Origin of the sequence: Breznakiella homolactica (genome assembly GCF_016616095.2) — a bacterium.
In the GTDB taxonomy this organism is placed as follows: domain Bacteria; phylum Spirochaetota; class Spirochaetia; order Treponematales; family Breznakiellaceae; genus Breznakiella; species Breznakiella homolactica.
This window is the reverse complement of record NZ_CP067089.2, coordinates 2,406,199-2,424,365: the sequence shown is the minus strand read 5'-3', so window position 1 is coordinate 2,424,365 and position 18,167 is coordinate 2,406,199. Positions and strand designations below refer to the sequence as shown.

16 protein-coding genes are annotated in these 18,167 nt (G+C 55.9%); 12 read left to right on the top strand and 4 right to left on the bottom strand.

Annotation, left to right across the window (positions count from 1 at the left end; all coding sequences use genetic code 11):
* The first annotated feature begins 64 nt into the window (after window positions 1-64).
* The 4 genes from JFL75_RS10960 (at window position 65) to JFL75_RS10945 (ending at window position 3,481) form a co-directional block, all read left to right on the top strand.
* Entirely contained in the window at window positions 65-553 is a 489-nt protein-coding gene (locus tag JFL75_RS10960) for a flagellar basal body-associated FliL family protein (protein WP_215626732.1), read from the top strand.
* Window positions 554-720: 167 nt separating this feature from the next.
* On the top strand, window positions 721-1,992 hold the full coding sequence (locus tag JFL75_RS10955) for an MFS transporter (RefSeq protein WP_215626731.1): 1,272 nt from the start codon (window positions 721-723) through the stop codon (window positions 1,990-1,992).
* An 11-nt stretch (window positions 1,993-2,003) separates the two neighbouring features.
* Window positions 2,004-2,390, top strand: a complete 387-nt coding sequence (locus JFL75_RS10950; protein ID WP_215626730.1) for a RidA family protein — start codon at window positions 2,004-2,006, stop codon at window positions 2,388-2,390.
* Entirely contained in the window at window positions 2,387-3,481 is a 1,095-nt protein-coding gene (locus JFL75_RS10945) for a threonine synthase (protein WP_215626729.1), read from the top strand. The genes JFL75_RS10950 and JFL75_RS10945 overlap by 4 nt, the downstream gene beginning before the upstream one ends.
* A gap of 18 nt (window positions 3,482-3,499) precedes the next feature.
* Here JFL75_RS10945 and JFL75_RS10940 read toward each other — a convergent pair whose 3' ends face one another.
* A complete protein-coding gene (locus JFL75_RS10940; RefSeq protein ID WP_215626728.1) occupies window positions 3,500-4,009 on the bottom strand; it encodes a hypothetical protein in 510 nt (169 codons plus the stop codon).
* 249 nt (window positions 4,010-4,258) lie between these two features.
* Here JFL75_RS10940 and JFL75_RS10935 point away from each other — a divergent pair, with 249 nt between their 5' ends.
* The 7 genes from JFL75_RS10935 (at window position 4,259) to JFL75_RS10905 (ending at window position 12,350) form a co-directional block, all read left to right on the top strand.
* A complete protein-coding gene (locus JFL75_RS10935; RefSeq protein WP_215626727.1) occupies window positions 4,259-4,597 on the top strand; it encodes a hypothetical protein in 339 nt (112 codons plus the stop codon).
* Entirely contained in the window at window positions 4,594-5,151 is a 558-nt protein-coding gene (locus tag JFL75_RS10930) for an RNA polymerase sigma factor (protein WP_215626726.1), read from the top strand. The genes JFL75_RS10935 and JFL75_RS10930 overlap by 4 nt, the downstream gene beginning before the upstream one ends.
* On the top strand, window positions 5,148-5,618 hold the full coding sequence (locus JFL75_RS10925; protein ID WP_215626725.1) for a peptidoglycan-binding protein: 471 nt from the start codon (window positions 5,148-5,150) through the stop codon (window positions 5,616-5,618). Before JFL75_RS10930 ends, JFL75_RS10925 begins: the two co-directional genes overlap by 4 nt.
* A gap of 374 nt (window positions 5,619-5,992) precedes the next feature.
* Window positions 5,993-8,533, top strand: coding sequence for an alpha-glucan family phosphorylase (gene glgP / locus JFL75_RS10920; protein ID WP_215626724.1), 2,541 nt, complete (start codon window positions 5,993-5,995; stop codon window positions 8,531-8,533).
* A 134-nt stretch (window positions 8,534-8,667) separates the two neighbouring features.
* A complete protein-coding gene (locus tag JFL75_RS10915; RefSeq protein ID WP_215626723.1) occupies window positions 8,668-9,423 on the top strand; it encodes a queuosine precursor transporter in 756 nt (251 codons plus the stop codon).
* Window positions 9,424-9,531: 108 nt separating this feature from the next.
* A complete protein-coding gene (locus JFL75_RS10910; RefSeq protein WP_215626722.1) occupies window positions 9,532-11,280 on the top strand; it encodes a flavocytochrome c in 1,749 nt (582 codons plus the stop codon).
* An 80-nt stretch (window positions 11,281-11,360) separates the two neighbouring features.
* Window positions 11,361-12,350 carry a D-2-hydroxyacid dehydrogenase gene (locus tag JFL75_RS10905; RefSeq protein ID WP_215626721.1) on the top strand — a complete coding sequence of 330 codons (990 nt, stop codon included), beginning with the start codon at window positions 11,361-11,363 and terminating at the stop codon, window positions 12,348-12,350.
* Window positions 12,351-12,359: 9 nt separating this feature from the next.
* Here JFL75_RS10905 and JFL75_RS10900 read toward each other — a convergent pair whose 3' ends face one another.
* The 3 genes from JFL75_RS10900 to JFL75_RS10890 form a co-directional block, all read right to left on the bottom strand.
* Entirely contained in the window at window positions 12,360-13,445 is a 1,086-nt protein-coding gene (locus tag JFL75_RS10900; RefSeq protein ID WP_215626720.1) for a hypothetical protein, read from the bottom strand.
* A gap of 256 nt (window positions 13,446-13,701) precedes the next feature.
* A complete protein-coding gene (locus tag JFL75_RS10895; RefSeq protein ID WP_215626719.1) occupies window positions 13,702-14,490 on the bottom strand; it encodes a hypothetical protein in 789 nt (262 codons plus the stop codon).
* 9 nt (window positions 14,491-14,499) lie between these two features.
* On the bottom strand, window positions 14,500-15,267 hold the full coding sequence (locus JFL75_RS10890) for a 16S rRNA (uracil(1498)-N(3))-methyltransferase (RefSeq protein WP_215626718.1): 768 nt from the start codon (window positions 15,265-15,267) through the stop codon (window positions 14,500-14,502).
* A gap of 682 nt (window positions 15,268-15,949) precedes the next feature.
* On the opposite strand from JFL75_RS10890, the gene JFL75_RS10885 reads away from it, so the two are divergent.
* A complete protein-coding gene (locus JFL75_RS10885; protein WP_215626717.1) occupies window positions 15,950-17,749 on the top strand; it encodes a flavocytochrome c in 1,800 nt (599 codons plus the stop codon).
* Window positions 17,750-18,167 lie beyond the last annotated feature (418 nt).

Here is an 18,167-nt window from a genome sequence, read left to right as displayed (position 1 = left end):
ATTCAAGTATATGGCGCTTCCCTGGGCTTGTCCATTTTGGCCGCACCACATAGAATAAAACAAGATGAAGCGAACACAGGACCGGGAATCGCCGGGGATGCTTATTCTGTACCGGATTCTGCTCGCGGCGGTATTGCTTTTGGGGATCGTTATTCTCTGCGGGACCCTCTACGGCCTGTTTTTCCGGCCCGGCGGCAGTGTCCCCGCGCAGACCTCTCCCGCGGGAGCGGAAAGCGGCGGTCCCGACGACCGTGTTTTTACCGGGATCGGAAGGATCAGAGCCGTAACCGCGGACTCACCCCCCGCGGCGGTAATCCTTTCGGTGTCTTTTCCCTACGATCCCGGGGACAGGGTTTTTACCGAAGAATTGGTTTCCAGGCTCGGAGATTTCCGCAGCCAGGCCGTATCGTACCTGGAGTCCTTTTCCGCCGGAGAGCTGCGGCTTAAGACGGAACCGGTGATTAAAGAGGAACTCCTCGGCAGATACAATGCCCTTCTGAGACTGGGAAAAATCGATGTACTGTATTTTAATGATTTTATGATTATTGAATAATAGCGTTGTTGATGACTTCAGTTGTCCCGGACACGAAATGTCCGCAGCAGCTTCCTCTTTAAAAATCATGTTTTGTGGCCGTTAGGCCACAAAACGGCAAGACTTATGGGATACCCAACCGGGTTATCGGACAAGTCTAAAATCCGGCTGTCAGCGGTGGTTTGTCTATGGGTTCGGATAAGGGGAAGGTTTATTTCATATATTCCCTCCTGGTGCTGTCGTATTTCTTTTCTCTTTTTTTCCGGGTTTCCGCCTCGGTGGCGCTCCCTTTGATCCAGGCTGAATGGGGTCTGAGCGCCGGGATTATCGGATTTATTTCCAGCATGTATTTTTATACCTACGCGCTGATGCAGCCTGCCTGCGGAGTGCTTAACGATACATACAGCCCGATGAAGGTCGTGGCTATCGGCCTTGTTATTGCCGGTATCGGTTCCCTGATTTTCGGCCTGGCCGCCAATACCGCGGCCCTGATAACCGGACGCCTGCTCATGGGTATCGGACTGTCCCCCATTCTGAGCGGTCTCCTGGTATACCAGGGCAGCCGGTTCCCTCCGGAACGGTACGCTTTTTTCTCCGGGCTTTCCATGATGATCGGAAATATGGGGGCTGTGTTTTCTGCGGCCCCTCTGTCGGCGGCCCTGGGGCTCTGGGGCCGGGCCGGGGTTTTCTGCGCTATATGTATCACGACGGTTTTGGTTTCGGTGCTGCTCCTGGTTTTTGGCGGCCGGACTCCCCAGGAAAAAACCGGCCGGTCCCTGGGCAGGGAAATTTTTTCCCGGTTTGTCCGGGCCGCGGGGGTTCTCAGGGTTTCCCGGGAACTCAAAATAGTGGTGCTCATGTGGATGGTAAGCTTCGGCGCCATCATGGCGTACCAAGGCCTCTGGGCCGTTTCCTGGTTCGCCGCGGTTTACCCCGGACTGAAGCACTGGGCCAGCGCCGCCGCGACCGTAGTGAGTATCGGTGTCATGACGGGGAATTTCGCCGGCGGGTTTATCTGCCGGAATGCGGCAAGCCGCCACCATGTTATCCGCCGTTCGCTTTTTGCGGTTTTCTTTCTCTGGATCGGACTGATACTTTCGTTTTATCTGGTCCTTCCCATGGGAGCGACCGTGCTGGTTTCCTTTCTGCTGGGCGCCTGCAGCGGCATTGCCTTTACCCAGTTTACCGCCGCCGTCCATGAGATAGCGCCGGAAGGGCAGGGCGGGGCCGTATTCGGAGTTTCAAACTGTATTATTTTTCTCTGTATAATCCTGTACCAATGGGGGAGCGGTATTCTGATCGGCGCGTTCCAGCGGCATACCGGGAACGGTTTTACCGCGGCCTTTTCAATAATCTGCGCAACCCTGCTCATTCCCTGCGCCGCTGCATTCCGTATGAGACCCATAGAACGGGTTACCCTTCGCGAACCGGCCGTCAGCGGCGGGAAAAAACAGCCGTAAAAGGATACGCCATGAAAATGATCAGCCCTTCGTACAAAGCGGAAAACAAAGGCCATTACACTCCGGGGATTGTATCCAACGGCATGCTGTATATTTCCGGCCAGCTTTCTATTGACCCCGATACCCGGAAAGTCCCGGACGGCGGTATTGAGGAACACGCCGCCCTGGCGCTCCGCAACCTGGACCGGGTTCTGGCTGCAGCGGGTCTCGGCCGCGGCAGTGTGGTGCAGTGCCGGATTTACCTTCAGGACATTGACCAGTGGGATGCCGTCAACCGGCTGTACGCGGAATTTTTCGGGGACCATAAACCTGCCCGTATCGTAATCCCCGTGGGGAAGCTGCATTTCGGATGCCTCATTGAAATGGAGGCCGTGGCTGAGGCGGAGGTCCCGCGGTGAAGTACGTCTGTTCCCGGTGCGGCCATGAGGCCGACACAGCGACCCGGGCAGCTGCCTGCGGCTGCGGCGGTCTTTGGGATCTGGATTACCGGCCGCCGGTATTTGATCCGGACCGGATTGACCGGTCTGTCTGGGGCATGTTCCGGTACCATGAGTGGATGGCCCTGGAAAACGAAACCTGGCGGGATATTTCCCTGGGTGAGGGCATGACCCCGGTAGTTCCTTTTGGGGGCAATATCCTGCTGAAAATGGATTACTTCATGCCGACCCTGTCGTTTAAGGACCGGGGCGCCGCGGTGCTTATAGCCCACTGCAGATCCATTGGTGTCGATAAAGTGGTCCAGGACAGCAGCGGAAACGCCGGCAACAGCGTGGCGGCCTACTGCGGCCGGGCGGGAATCGGCTGCGAAATTTTCGTGCCCCAGGGAACTTCTCCTAAAAAGATAGCCATGATCGCCTCCCACGGCGCCGAGGTAACGGTTGTGCCCGGGAGCCGGGACGACTGCGCCGATGCCTGCCGGGAGAAAGCCCGCCGGGAGGGGCTTTTTTACGCGAGCCATGTGTACAATCCGTTTTTTTACGAAGGAACCAAAACGTATATATATGAAGTTTATGAACAGCTCCGCCGGATACCGAAAACCGTCTTCATACCCCTGGGCAACGGGACGCTGTTTATCGGTATCGTCAAAGGCCTGGAACATCTGGCCGAAAGCGGCTGTCTGCCGGAGTTTCCCCGGATAGTGGCGGTCCAGAGTGAATGCTGTGATCCCATAGCCAAGGCCGCCGTGTCCCGGGCCTCCCATCCCGCGGAAATCCGTCCCTGTCCCACCATGGCCGAAGGTATCGCCATCGGGAAGCCCATGCGGGGGGATGAGATTCTTGCGTTTATATACAAATATAATATGGAAGTAACAGCCACCCCGGAAGCCGGGATCCTTGACGCCCGGGCCGCTTTGGCCGCCCAGGGCATTTACGCCGAGCATACCACCGCCGCCACGTATGCGGCGTATCTGGAATACTCCCGGAAAAACGGTACGCCGCCGGACAGCCTTATACCTATATGCGGCGCGGGATTAAAATCGGATAAGTAACGTAGCCCGGACCTGGATTTACGCGCCGCCCACGATGACTTCGGCGGTAAATCTGCCGCTCTGACTGTCGTATTTCAGGGATTCCAGCCGGGCCGTTCCGGAGCGGATCCCGGATTTTTCAACCCCTAATTCCAGCGCGTGCATGGCAGGCTGCTGCAGGGGGGCCTCCAGGGAACCCCGGTCGAAAGTTACGGTATACTGCCGGATGTAGCCGGGATCCTCACCGGTCCCCCGGGCCTCAACCCCGTACAGGAGAATTCCGCCGCTCTGCTCAGTGTGGGAAACGATGCGGTAGGAAAATGTATTTGAGAAGGACCATTCGAAAGCCGAACCGTCCCGGGAAAACCGCGCGGGAAAATACGCCGCTATTCCCTGGGGCACGTATACGTTTTCGTTGTACTGGCGCAGGGTTCCCGCGGTGGTTCCGCTGAATTCCGGACGGCCGGGAAGGATGTATATCTGCAGATTCCGGGTCTGGTCGGCGGTAAAAACGGCCTTCTCTATGGTTTTACCCGAATTTCCGGACATACATCCGGAGAAAATCAGGGGAATAAGTACTGCTAAAAGATACGGCCGAAGCCTGCGAAAGTCCGCCATACTATATATTCTAGACCTTTTTGCGGGTATTTTCCCGTTAATAATAGAACAATCGGTTCTACTGTTTTGTTACTGCCGGTGCAACTTTTTAGAGTTTACCGGGTCAAATACATGGACGGTACTGCGGTTTATCGGATACACTGGAATATCGTCGTTTTCATGCAAAGGGGTTTTGTGTTTATGCAGACATCATCGACAGCTGCAGACGTCATCATCGCGGTTATTCCCATCGTGGGTATAGTCATGGGAAGCGTGGTGGTGTTTTTTTACCTGTTGTGGAATTACAAACGCAACACCCTGCTCATCAAGGCAGGCCAGTACAAAAGGCCGGAGTTTGATCTCCTGTCTTTCAGCCTTCTGGCGGGACTGCTCCTGGTGAGTGTGGGATTGAGCCTAACGGTTTTTCTTGCCCTGTTCCGGGGATTTGACTTCGGTCTCCTGGGCGGATTGATCCCCCTTTCCCTCGGGATAGGATTGCTTGCATATTATGGAATGAAACGCGGCGACCGTTCATCATGACAACCGGCGGGGACCTGGATGATCAGCTGATTGTTCAGCAGACCCTGCAGGGTAATACCGAACTGTTCCGGTTCCTGGTGCAGCGTCATGAAAAAGCGGTGTTCGGTATGGGAATGAGTTTCTTCCGTAACCGGGAGGATGCGGCGGATTTTACCCAGGAGGTTTTTTTGAAAGCCTACCGGAGTTTACCCCAGTTCCAGGGCAAAGCCCGTTTTTCAACGTGGCTGTATAAAATAGCCTACAATACGGGGATAAATGGCGTAAACCGCAGAAAAGAGTACCAGAGCCTTGCGGAGGGTCAGGAGATTCCGGATTTCGACGACCCCGAAAAGCAGGCGCTGATGACGGCTTCCCGGGAGGCTGTTAAAAAAGCCGTGGCGGATCTTCCCGAACGGTACCGTATCTGTGTGGACCTGTTTTTCTTTTACGACCGGTCCTACCAGGAAATTGAAGCGGTAACGGGATTTCCGGTAAATACGATTAAATCCCATGTGTTCCGGGCTAAAAAAATGCTCCAGGAACAGCTGGGACAGTTTACGGAAGGAGGAATATGATGAAATGCACAACCGTTATGGACCGTATTGTCGAAGCGGATGGTGATGAACACAGTTCCCTGCTGCAGTACATCAGAATTCAGATTCATCTGTTCCTCTGCCCCCAATGCGCCGAAGAGGTAAACCGCTATGAATCGGCACGGGAACTGCTTGCCACCGAAGCGCTCCCGGAAGTACCGGACCTGTCGGACATGATTATGGCCGAAGTTTTCCGGGATGAACCCGAGGAGTATCTCGAGGAACAGCGGGGCTTTTCTTTCCGAAGCTGGATAATCGCGGGATGTGTTATTCTGATTTCCCTGGTATCGGCTTTTTTCGGGCTGGATTTCCAGGAACTCTCCGCCAACGCCAGCCCTTCATTTATGCTCGCGATTGGATTGACCATCGGCATCATTATCAGCGTGTACGGCGCGCTGTTCATCGGAACCCATGTCAAACGGCTTTCGGAGCGTTTCAGGCTTCATTGATATTTCAATCCGTTAAACCTATTCTGAAAAAACCTTAGCCTCGCCGTAAGCCCGTACAGTATATTTTTTTATCCGGTTTACCGCGGGAATAGTGCCGTATCCCCGCGGTTTCTCGATTTCCTTCACGATAATAATTCGGAGAAAACGTAAAATTCAAAAAATATCCGCGGAATATACCAGTAATCCCGGAATCCGGGGCTCTTTTGCTATTATGGCAGTTCCGGAAAACCGTTTTCTTATTCAAAAAAATCTATTTTATGGCTTTTTTCGGATAATCTGCACTTTTTGGGGCTTTCTTACAATAAAATTTGTTTTTCAGTCAAAACCCACCGGAAGGATTTGCATTTCCCCGGGGAAATGCGTAGTATTGATACATGAATATATCCACATATACGGTAAAACCGAAACTTCCGGCTCCGTTGAAGCCCCTTGAGGAAATGGCCCGCAATTTGTGGCTTTCCTGGAATTTTGACGCGATTCAGCTGTTCATCCGGCTGGATTATGACGCCTGGCTTCAATCCCAGCAGAGTCCCATCCGGACGCTGGGTATGGTCAGCCAGGAGCGGCTCGAAAAAGTCGCCAAGGATGATTCATATCTGGCCGCCCTCAAGGAGGTGTACGGCCGGTTCCAGCGGTACAGGAAAGGCGATACCTGGTACCGGGGAACTAAAAAGGATGTGGTGGCGTATTTTTCCATGGAATACGGCATGGATGTTTCCCTGCCCATTTATTCCGGCGGTCTGGGAATTCTTTCCGGGGACCACATGAAAACATCCTCGGACATGGGGCTTCCCCTGGTGGGGATCGGTCTCCTGTACCGCCAGGGGTATTTCAAGCAGTATCTCAACGCGGACGGCTTCCAGCAGGAAAGCTATCCCGAAAACGACTGGTACAATATGCCCGTGGAACTGAAGACCGACAAATCGGGGAATCCCTTAAAAATTTCCGTGGATATGGCCGGCAGAAACGTGATCGCCCAGATCTGGGAAGTAAAGGTCGGCAGAAGTTCCCTGTACCTTCTCGATACTAATATTGAAGAAAACGCCCAGGATATGCGGAATGTGACCGCCACCCTGTACGGCGGGGACAAGGAAACCCGGATACAGCAGGAGATTCTCCTGGGGATCGGCGGGATCCGGGCCCTCCGGGCTCTCGGCATCAATCCCGCGGCAACCCACATGAACGAAGGTCATTCTGCGTTTCTCGGGCTGGAACGGGTCCGGGAAGTCATGGAAGAGAAGGGCTTCAGCTTTGCCGAAGCCAAGGAAGTCGTATGGCCTACGAATATCTTCACCACCCATACGCCGGTACCCGCGGGCAACGAGCGGTTTGAGATTGCCCTGGTGGACAAATACATGCACCAGTGGACCCAGATCCTGGGTATCTCCTGGAAGGATTTCCTCGCCCTGGGCCGGGAACGGCCCGACGACGACCATGAAACCTTCTGCATGACCGTCCTCGCCCTCAAAATGTCCGCCTATTCCAACGGCGTTTCCCGGCTCCACGGCAAAGTATCCCGGGATATGTGGAAGGGGCTGTGGCCCGGTCTTCCGGAGTCGGAAATCCCCATCGGACACGTAACCAACGGCGTTCATCCGAGAACCTGGGTTTCCAGCAGCATGACCGATCTTCTGGACCGCTACTTCGGTCCCCATTTTGATGAGGAGCCCACGGACCTCGAGATCTGGAACCGCATGGACCGGATTTCCGACGAGGAGCTCTGGCGTACCCACGAACGCCGCCGGGAACGGCTGGTGGCGGCTGCCCGGGACCGGATCCGGCAGCATCTCAAGCGGACCGGCGCGGTGGAGCGGAAAATCCAGCAGGCCGAGGACGCCCTGTCGCCCTATGCCCTGACGATTGCCTTTGCCCGGCGTTTCGCCACGTACAAGCGGGGCAATCTCCTGCTCCGGGACCCGGAGCGTCTCCTCAGGCTGCTCAAGGATACCGAACGGCCGGTGCAGCTTATTTTCGCGGGCAAAGCCCATCCCATGGACATGCCCGGCAAGGAACTTATCCGGGAAATCATCCATTTCGCGGAAAAATACGATGTCACCAGCCGTATCGTTTTCCTGGAAAACTACGACATGACCATCGCCCGGTATCTTACCAGCGGCGCGGACCTGTGGCTCAACACTCCCCGGCGGCCCCTGGAAGCCTCCGGCACCAGCGGTATGAAGGCTTCCATGAACGGCGTCCTCAACTGTTCGGTCCTGGACGGCTGGTGGGATGAGGCCTACAATCCCGAAGTCGGCTGGGCCATCGGCCAGGGTGAACAGTACGAAGATCCCCAGCTTCAGGACGATGTGGAAAGCAAAGCCCTGTACGATCTCCTGGAACGGGAAATCATTCCCATGTTCTACCAGCGCGGCAGGGACAATCTTCCCCGGGAATGGATCCGGAAGATGAAAAACTGCATGCGGGAAATCGGCCAGTCCATGTCGAGCCACCGGATGCTCATGGACTACTCAAACCAGTTCTACTTCCCGGCACTCAAAAATTACCGCCGCATGGTCAAGGATGATTTTGCCGAGGCAAAATCCCTGGCGGGGTATCTCGGCCGGCTCCGGAGCTCATGGAACGGCCTGCGGATAACCAAGGTTGAATCCAACGCCAAACCGGTGATGCTGCGGGGGGACTCCCTCACCGTGAATGCCTACATCGACCTGGGGAACCTTAAACCCGAGGAACTCCAGGTGGAGCTGTACCACGGAAGGGTTTCAAACCAGAACGCTACCATAGAACACGCCCGGCATACCGAGATGAGGGCCGTGAGCAATGACGGTTCCGTTTACCGGTATCAGCTGAAGGTTGAATGCACCGATACGGGCTGCCAGGGCCATACCGTGCGGATACTACCGAAGCACAGCTTCCTGGTGCATCCCTACCGGAGCGGTCTGATCAAATGGGCCTGACCAGGTAACCCCGTAATCTTGTAAAATTATCTTTCCTGTGTTACAGTGCACCCGGCACCCCAGCGGTCCGGGTGCTTTTTCTTTTGGCCGCGGCGGTCGTCCTGCTACCCGCCTTAACAAAACAAGGAGTGATTGTGGAATCATCCCCCTTAACCAAAACAGCGGACCTCCAAAGCCGGCAGTACCGGTACCTCGATATTGTGATGGCCTTTTTTGTGGCGGTTCTCATCGTCAGCAATGTGGCGTCATCGGCAAAAATAGTGGATCTCGGTTTTTCGCTTTTCGGCATACCCCTGGCATTCGACGGCGGAACTTTGCTCTTCCCCATTTCGTATGTGTTCGGGGATGTGCTGACCGAAGTTTACGGATTCCGGGCTTCCCGCAGGGTAATCTGGACCGGGTTCGCGGCGCTGGCGCTTTCCTCCCTGGTATTCCTGCTGCTCCGGTTCCTTCCCGCGGAAGCAGCCTGGGAAAATTACGCGGGCACCGCCGCCTACGACGCGATCCTCGGCGGTATGAGCACCGGCGGCATTGCCCTGGCAAGCCTTCTGGGATACTGGATCGGGGAATTTTCCAATTCCGCGGTGCTTTCCCGGATGAAGGTCGCCATGAAGGGCCGGCATCTCTGGGTCCGGACTATCGGCTCCACCCTGGTGGGGGAGTTCCTGGACAGTCTGGTCTTTGTGTTCGTTGCCTCTCTGACAGGTGTCTTCGGCTGGGAACTGTTTGTAACGCTGGTGCTGACGAACTATCTTTTCAAATGCGGCATAGAAGTACTCATGACCCCGGTAACGTATCTTACCGTCCGGAAGCTGAAAAAATCCGAAGCCGTTGATGCCTATGATGTGGGGATCAGCTTCAATCCCTTCGGCGGAAATAAAAAAGATTAATAAAAATCCGGCGCGCTATTGCAACACAGGCGTGATATATACTACTGTCACCTGGATCTTTGTAAGATCTTTCAAACAATTGAGCAATTAGTATTTTAAGGAGTGACCATGAAGAAAATTTTTATTGCCGCGGTTCTGAGCGCCGCTGTGGTGATTTCGTTTTTTGCCTGCGCCAGTTCCGGCAAAGGCAGTGCCCAGAGCTACACCCCGGGAACGTATTCCGCGGAAGCCCAGGGATTCGGCGGGACCTTCACGGTTTCGGTAACCGTGGACGCCTCAAAGATTACGGCTATTGAAATCGGGGACAACAACGAAACCCCCGGTATCGGCAGCAACGCCATCACCATGATTCCCGGACAGGTTATCGAAAACCAGTCCCTGGCGGTGGATGCGGTGGCCGGCGCTACCATTACCAGCAACGGTCTTCTGGGCGCCCTTGAGGCTGCCCTGACCGCGGCGGGCGGAAACATCGCCGCCCTTAAACAGGCCGGCGCTGCGGCGGCAAAGGAAAAGGACGTCACCATGGATGTTGACGTTGTGGTCATCGGCGCCGGCGGCGCAGGTTTCAGCGCGGCCATCGAAGCGAAGGAAGCGGGCCGGTCCGTGGTTATCATTGAAAAAATGCCCCTGGTCGGCGGCAATACCATCAAAGGCTCCGGCGGTATGAACGCCTCCGAAACCCAGTACCAGAAACGGGCGGGCAAGATCTACACCAACGATACTTTCTACCAATATACCATGGACGGCGGCCACGGACTCAATGATCCGGCGCTGCTCCGGTTCTTTGTGGAAAACTCTTCCGGCGCGGTTGACTGGCTTACCGGCCTCGGTATGAACTACACCTTCGGGAACTATACTACGGCCCAGCGGTCTCACGCCGTCAATAACGGCGGCCCCGTAGGCATTGAGCTGATGCGTGTTCTCACCGCCCGGGCGGAACAGGACGGTATCCAGGTGATGCTGGAAACCAAGGCCGAGGAAATTATCATGAAAAACGGCCAGGCCGCCGGTGTACGCTGTGTGGGTAAGACCGGCAATACTGTTACGGTTAACGCCAAAGCGGTGGTCCTGGCCACCGGCGGATTCGGCGCCAATGAGGACCTGTTCACCAAGTACCGCCCCGAACTTAAGGGCTACGTGACCACCAACCATCCCGGCGCGACCGGTGACGGTATCGTAATGGCAGAGGCCGTGGGCGCGGACCTTACGGATATCGAACAGATCCAGATCCATCCCACGGTGGAGCAGTCCACGTCGGAACTGGTTTCCGAAAGCCTCCGCCGGGACGGCTCGATCCTGATCAACGCCGACGGCAACCGCTTCTACAATGAGATCCTCACCCGGGACAAGGTTTCCGCCGCGGTCCTGGCCCAGCCGGATTCCTACGCGTACATCGTATTCGACCAGAATGTCCGGAATATCCGGTCTATTATCAACACCTACGTGAGCCGCGGCTTTGTGCTGGAAGATCCCACCCTGGAAGGCCTGGCCGCCAAGATGGGCGTTAATCCGGCGAACTTCCGGAAGAGTGTTGAAACCTGGAATGCCGCCGCCAAGGCCGGCGCCGGCGATCCCTTCGGCCGGGACGAGGCCATGGAAAATCCCCTGGTTAATCCCCCGTATTACGCCATCAAAATCGCTCCCGGTGTCCACCACACCATGGGCGGTGTGAAGATTAATACCAATACCGAGGTCATCAGCACCAGAGGCGCTCCCATTCCCGGGTTTTACGCCGCAGGGGAAGTGACCGGCGGTATCCACGGCGGCAACCGGATCGGCGGAAACGCCATCACCGATATCGTTGTCTTCGGCCGGGTGGCCGGGCAGCAGTCCGCCAAATTCGCCGGAGCCCGTTAATTTTAACATTCCGCCGGAATAACCCGGCGGGATTGGTCCGCAGACCCTTCAAAGCCTTTGACTTTGAAGGGTTTTTTTATATGATGAAAACCATGGAACACAAAAAAGGAATTGTTTTAGTCGCCCTGAAACCGGGATCATTCCCCGCCGGCGGAGCCGAAAAGGTGTCGGCCGCCGGGGAAGGCCGGGAAGTTGTCGTCGCTTCGGAACAGGATGAAATCGCGCAGTACCTGGACCGTATTGAAATCGCCGCCGGGGACTTTCCTTTTTCTCTTATTTCCCGGGCGCCCAACCTCCGGTGGGTACAACTCTGGTCCGCCGGGGCGGACTGGCTCCAGAAGTATCCCGAAGTAAAGGACCTTCCTTTTCTCCTTACCACCACATCGGGCATGCACGGCCCCCAGATGGCGGAGCATCTCTTCGCTCTGCTCCTGGCCTGGTGCAGGGCGCTGCCGAAGGCCTTTGCCGCCCAGCGGCAGCACCAGTGGCTGAAGCTTGGGGGCGGTTCGCTTTCGCTCCTGGACGGGAAATCAATGCTGATCCTCGGGTACGGGTCCATCGGCGAATCCGCTGCCCGGGCTGCCGCCGGGTTTGGTATGTCCGTTACCGGTCTCAGGCGGAATCCTCCCGCCGGCAAAGCTGACGGGACGGTGCGTATTGTTCCATCCGCCCGGCTCCACGACGAACTTCCCCGGGCTGATTTTGTGGTTAACATCCTTCCCCATACACCCGAAACCCGTGGTTCCTTCGGTAAAAAAGAATTTGAACTCATGAAGAACAGCGCGGTGTACTGCAATATCGGCCGGGGGGCCACCACCGACGAGACCGCCCTGGCGGAGGCGCTCGAACGTGAAACCATCGCCGGCGCTCTGCTGGACGTGTTCGGAACAGAACCGCTGGATCCCGGGTCGCCCTTATGGGACATGGAAAACGTGATCATCACCGGCCATTACGGGGGAATCCGTCCGGATTACGGGGAAAAAGCCCTGGAAATATTCCTGGACAACCTGGGACGGTATACCCGGGGCGAATCCCTGATGAACCTTGTGGATAAGCGGCAAGGGTACTGAAAGATTTTGCTATTGGTACATGATGATATAGGGCTTCGGGTCAAGCCGGAGAACTTCCCGGGGACTTAAAATCGGATCGTCAAAGCCCGCTCCGGGAATCCCGGAATTATAGAACAGTTTAAAACCTTTGATTGGCATATTGGCGGCCCTGGCATTGTAGGCGTAGGAATGGCGTTTGAGATCGGGACTGCCGAAGCCGTCGGCGCAGTGGACGATCCGGACCCGGTCAAAGTTGCTCCTGACCTGTTCGCGGTTGAGGATCATCCGCCAGTTGAACTGATGGATAACCAGCATCCGTTCCCCGGGAAGGTTGTGTTCGATAAGGTATTCTTCCATTACCCGCTGGGCTTCATTAACCTCCGCGGCGGTGACGCTGCCAATTTCCTCCATGGGTTTCTGGGTACGCCATTCCGGGTCCAGGGCAAGATGCACGTTGGGAAACCGGAGATAGGGAAGCATCCGCCGCAGGGAATCAATGACATCGTATTTTCCGATTTGGTGGTCTATGAAAACGAGAATATCGTGTTCCAGGGCGTATTCGATGTAGCTGAGCAGTACGGAATCCCGGAGTATGCCAATTTCACCCTCGGGCCACACGGTGCCGTAGATGATATAAAACGCTTTTTTGATACCCCTGCCGTTATTGTGCTCCCGGTATTCATCCGCCAGGGCTGTAAGGCGTTTATCCAGTTCTTCAATAGGATATACTCCCAGGATCCCCATGCGTTTGGAAAGGGGATGACCGTAAAAGGCGAGGATGTCCTGGTTAAGCAGGATTGACTTGCGGTCTTCCGCGAGGCGGGCAAGGTATTCAAGTTCCGCCTCCGTAGAAACCCAGTAAGGCCGGGCGCCTTCCCTGGCCAGATAGTCCGCGTAATTGTCCGTGAAATACAGAGACGGAAAGGGTTTCCGGGAAACGGTTCTGGTTATTTCAACGGTTCCGGGGGTGGCGACTGACGCGCTTTCAGCATTTAGATGGGGGATACAGACTGCCAGGAGGCAGAAAACTATCCAAATCCCCCGGCCGGGAACGGCCGCGGACATTTTAAGGGCATGCATGGTTTTCTGATTATCGGCAGTACAGGGTGAAATCATGAATGTTCCCAGGGTACCGGCAGTAAGGTTTAGTAGGTAGACACGGAAGTATGGAGAGCCATTTCCTGGGGCCCGTCGTATGAAAAAAATCCCGCTGGGCGGTATTTCTTTTCATACGACACCCCGCGCGGCTTTGGATACACCATGCTTCCATACCATTTCTCTCTATACTGCAGGTACCCTGCCGGTGAAGGGTGTATGGGGACAGTTCCGGCATTGTGCGGGGCCGGAGGTGGTGATCTTCCCGGAGGAATATCTAGAGTTCCTCCAGCTCCCGTTCTACCTCATCGAGGCGTTTGGTCAGGGAATCGATGGTCCGCTCAAGCCGGAGTTTTTCCCTCTCCAGGGTAACCTTGGGATCTTCCTCCCGGGGTTTGCGGGCGATTTCCGTTTTTACCAGGTCCGGGCTTTTTCCGGACAGGAGGGCGCTTTCCGCGGCCATGCGCTGTTCCTCGTTTCTGATACCCGTGAGAAACTTCATATTATCAGAACCCACCGAAGGATTCAGGTTATACTGGAACATCTTCATGGCGGCCTTGGCGGCAACCTTGGGAATGCACAGCACCCGGTCGAGGTAATCCTCAAACCGGGCTCCCATGGCGGTGCAGAGCTCATGGGCTTTGAGCAGTTCCCGTCCCAGTTCCTTGACCAGACTGCCGTTTTCGTAGAGGTATTTTTTTCTGATCTCATCGGTCAGCTGGGTCAGCTCCGGTGATCCGGCAAAGACATTTTGGTAGGTCCCCTGGGATTCTGCCTTTTCCAGGAGCCGGTGAAATATCGCCCAGAATTCCGACGTATGGGCCCGGCCCGACAGTTTCCCCCCCATTGAACAGCAGTGCAGGTGGTGGGCGTATTCATGAATCGCCGTATACAGGAGCAGATTGTCGTCCCCGTTGAAATTCCGGTTATGGATAATGATTTCCCTGGGTTCGGGTTTGTACAAGCCGTTGACCTTTTTACTCTGTTTCCCGGAAAAAACGAGGGTAAAATCGAGGGAGGCGTCTTCAATGGAAAGGAGAATCTCTTTGACCTGGTCCTGGTTCATAGAAGGATATTACCCGAGGCCGCCGGTTTTTTCCAGAGCCAGAATGACCGCGGCGATGCAGGCGGTTTCGGTCTTGAGCGCCCGGCTTCCCATGGACAGCCGGATAAAACCGCTGTGTTCCAGCAGATCCCGTTCCCGGTCGGACCATCCCCGCTCGGAACCGACCGCGAGAACGACCGGCCGCTTGGATGAGCCCAGGTGAGTCATGGATCCTTCGGGGCGGACATTATCCGGCGCGATAAGCAGAGGTGAGCCGTGGAGGGGAAGATTGGTGTTCTTTTCCGCGTATTCCTTCTCCCAGGGCTGTTCCTCAAGCCAGGTATCCAGAGTTCTGAATGAGCGGACGTCCGGGAGCCGGGTATCTCTGGCCTGGACAGCGCCTTCGATAAGCGCGGCCCGGGCCCCGCCGTCGTTCAGCAGTTTCGTATCCCGGTAGCTTTTTTCCCCGAGGTCGGTCCCCAGGAGGTCGATGGACTGTACCCCGAGGTTGGACAGGTCCCGGAGCAGCCTCCTGAGCTGTATCGGCCGGGGGAATCCCACGCCAATCCGTATGGGATTCCGGGGAGGCGGATCGTCCCGGAGATCCAGGGAGTACCGAAGGGACCCGTCAATGCCTATTGAGTCTATATGGCCTGTTCCCAGGCTTCCGTTGAGGATTCCCGCGTCAAAGATATCCCCGGTTTTTTTATGGAGTACCTTGACGAGATGAATGGTCCGTTCGTCCCGCCGTGAAAGGGGCCGGCCCACTTCCTGGGATTCGAAAAGTATGATATTCACAGGCCCAGTGTATCACGGTTAGAGGGGGAGCACAAAGCCTTTCAATCCGGCAAGCACCCGGTGTATATCGGTGCCGCGGGTCCTGTCGTATACAAAGGGGATTGGCTCCTCGTCGGCCTCCGGCCTAGAAAGTCGCTCAATCCCCTTTGTATACGCCACCCGGCGTTTCCATTACGGCCCGGGTGCTTGCCGGCCTTAACCGGCTTTATGCTGCCCTTCACAGGAGGGCTGCGTGTGTCCTTCGGGTCCCCTGATATGCTTGCCGGTTCCGCAGGTATGGCATGAGAACATAAGAGCTTCTCTCGTCGGGCCTCGGCATCACACCATACCGAAATATCTACCCACACCCAGCCCCTCACTTAAGGCAGGGTAACCGCAGTATACAGCGTGGCGGCAATGCAGCATGGTTCCATCTCGGTAACGCGGGGTGCCTGGACACAGGGGATATGAGCGACTTTCGAGGCCGCAGGCCGCTGAGGAGCCATATCCCCTGTGTCCAGGCAGGACCCCCGGATCCGGTATCACCATGCTGCTTTGCCTGGTAATCAGATATTCTGCGGTTACCCTGGCGCCATCACTGGATTTCATACAAATAAACCGAATTTTGTAAATCTTCTTTTTTTCCTGCCTGATAGTATGCGGTGGGGTAATACCTTTTCAGAATCAGGAAGGAGGAAAGAATATGAAAAAAATACCATCCATAATAACCGCGGTTGTTCTGGTCATGGCCTTGATCGGCTGCGCCGGGAACACTTCCCGCGGGACGGACCAGGCAGCTGCGGTGAAGACCTATGACGTGCTCCGGGACGGAACCTACCGCGGCACCGGTACGGGAAACAACGGAACCGTTACGGTGGATGTGGCGGTTAATGACGGCCGAATGACCGCGGTGACCGTGGCGGATCACAGCGAAACCAAGGGACTTGGGGACGTGGCCATGGACAAGATCGCCGCCGCCATGGTGCGGAATAATACGGTCAACGTGGACGCTATTTCCGGCGCGACCCGGAGTTCCGAAGCTATCGCCGCGGCGGTAACCGGCGCCCTGAAACTGGCGGGCGCCGCGGACAGTACTATCAAATCCATGGCAAAGGTCAGCGCCTCCGGCCCGGCGATGCGGGATTCCTATACCTATGACGTCGTGGTGGTCGGCGCCGGCGGCGCGGGACTTGCGGCGGCGGTGGAAGCCGCCCAGGCGGGATCAAAGGTGGCGCTCCTGGAGAAAACCATGTTCCCCGGCGGCAATACCCTGGTTTCAGGGGGCGGCCTCAATGTGCCAGGCTCGGCCCTCCAGATCCGGCAGGGCGTCAAGGATACACCCGAGAAATTTGAGGAAGATACTTACCTTTCCGGGGACAGCCGCGCGAACCGGGATCTGGTCCGGGTGATGGCCTTCAACGCCCTGGACGCGTCCAACTGGCTCATCGAAACCATCCATGTCGAATTCATGCCCGACCGGCTCCAGCAGTTCGGCGGCCACTCCGTTCCCCGGGCCCTGGTTTCCAAGGGCAACAAAGGGGACGACCTCATCAACAAGCTCAAACTCAGGGCGGACGAACTGGGTGTGGATTTCTTCCCCGAAACCCGGGCGACGGACCTGGTCAAGTCGGGTAACGCCGTCACCGGAGTAACGGCCGAAAACAACGGCAAGACCGTCACCTTCAATGCCGGCAATGGCGTGGTGATCGCCACCGGCGGATTCGGCGCGAACCTGGAAATGCGGAAGAAATACAACCCCGAATACGATGAAAAATACGCCACCACCTGCACCGCGGCCAGCACCGGCGACGGAATGGTTATGGCGGAAAAAGCCGGAGCCCGGCTCATCGATATGGAGCTCATCCAGGTGTATCCCACCTGCAGTCCCGTGACGGGAATTATTTCCTACGTGGCGAACTCCCGGTTCGACGGCGCCATTCTGGTTAACCAGGAAGGGAACCGCTTCGTGGATGAAATGGGCCGGCGGGACGTTATTTCCCAGGGCATCGTCAGCCAGACCGGTTCGGTAGCCTACCTTATCTGGGGTAAGGAAATCGAATCCGTGGGCAATATGGTTTCTATCCATACCAAGGAATACGAAACCATGGAGAAGGACGGAGTTATTTACAAGGCCAATTCCATTGAAGACGCCGCCCGCCATTACGGAATCGATCCTCAGGCGCTCATCGCTACAGTGAGCCGCTTCAATGGCTTCGCCGCGAACGGCCGGGACCCGGATTTCAGCAAAGGCGGCAACCTGATAAGCATTAAGGAAGGACCTTTCTATATTCAGAAGACCACCCCGTCCACCCACCACACCATGGGCGGAATCGAGATCAACGCCAAAGCCCAGGTACTGGATACCGGCGGCCGGCCCATTCAAAACCTCTACGCTGCCGGGGAAGTCACCGGAGGAATCCACGGTACGAACCGGCTCGGCGGCAACGCCATCACGGATATAATCGTGTTCGGCAGAATCGCCGGGCAGAATGTGGTAAAGTAATCGCGGTCACATCAAAATAACCAAAGGCTCCCCGGAACATCACCGGGGAGCCTTTTTATAATCCTCCGCCAATATACTGTATTCAACGGAATCACATAGTCCCTGGTTTTTTATATCAGCCTGCCGTTTATGTCCTTCGTAATACATTCCGCATTTTACCATCACTTATCCCAAGTTTTGATTGTTGGGATCATACCGTGATTCAATTCTGTTTACACCAACCTCGCCAAAAAAACGTGATGAGCCGGTTTAGCGCCTCCGAGATGATTTTCCTGTTCCGCCATTGTTTCCCACAGAATTATTGCCCATTGATAAAAGTCACTGGCCCGGTTGCAGAACGCGTTTTCGGCGTCATGTATTGTAAACCGCTATAATATAAGTCTTTCCGTTTCGGATTTTTTTGTTCCCAAATGATTAA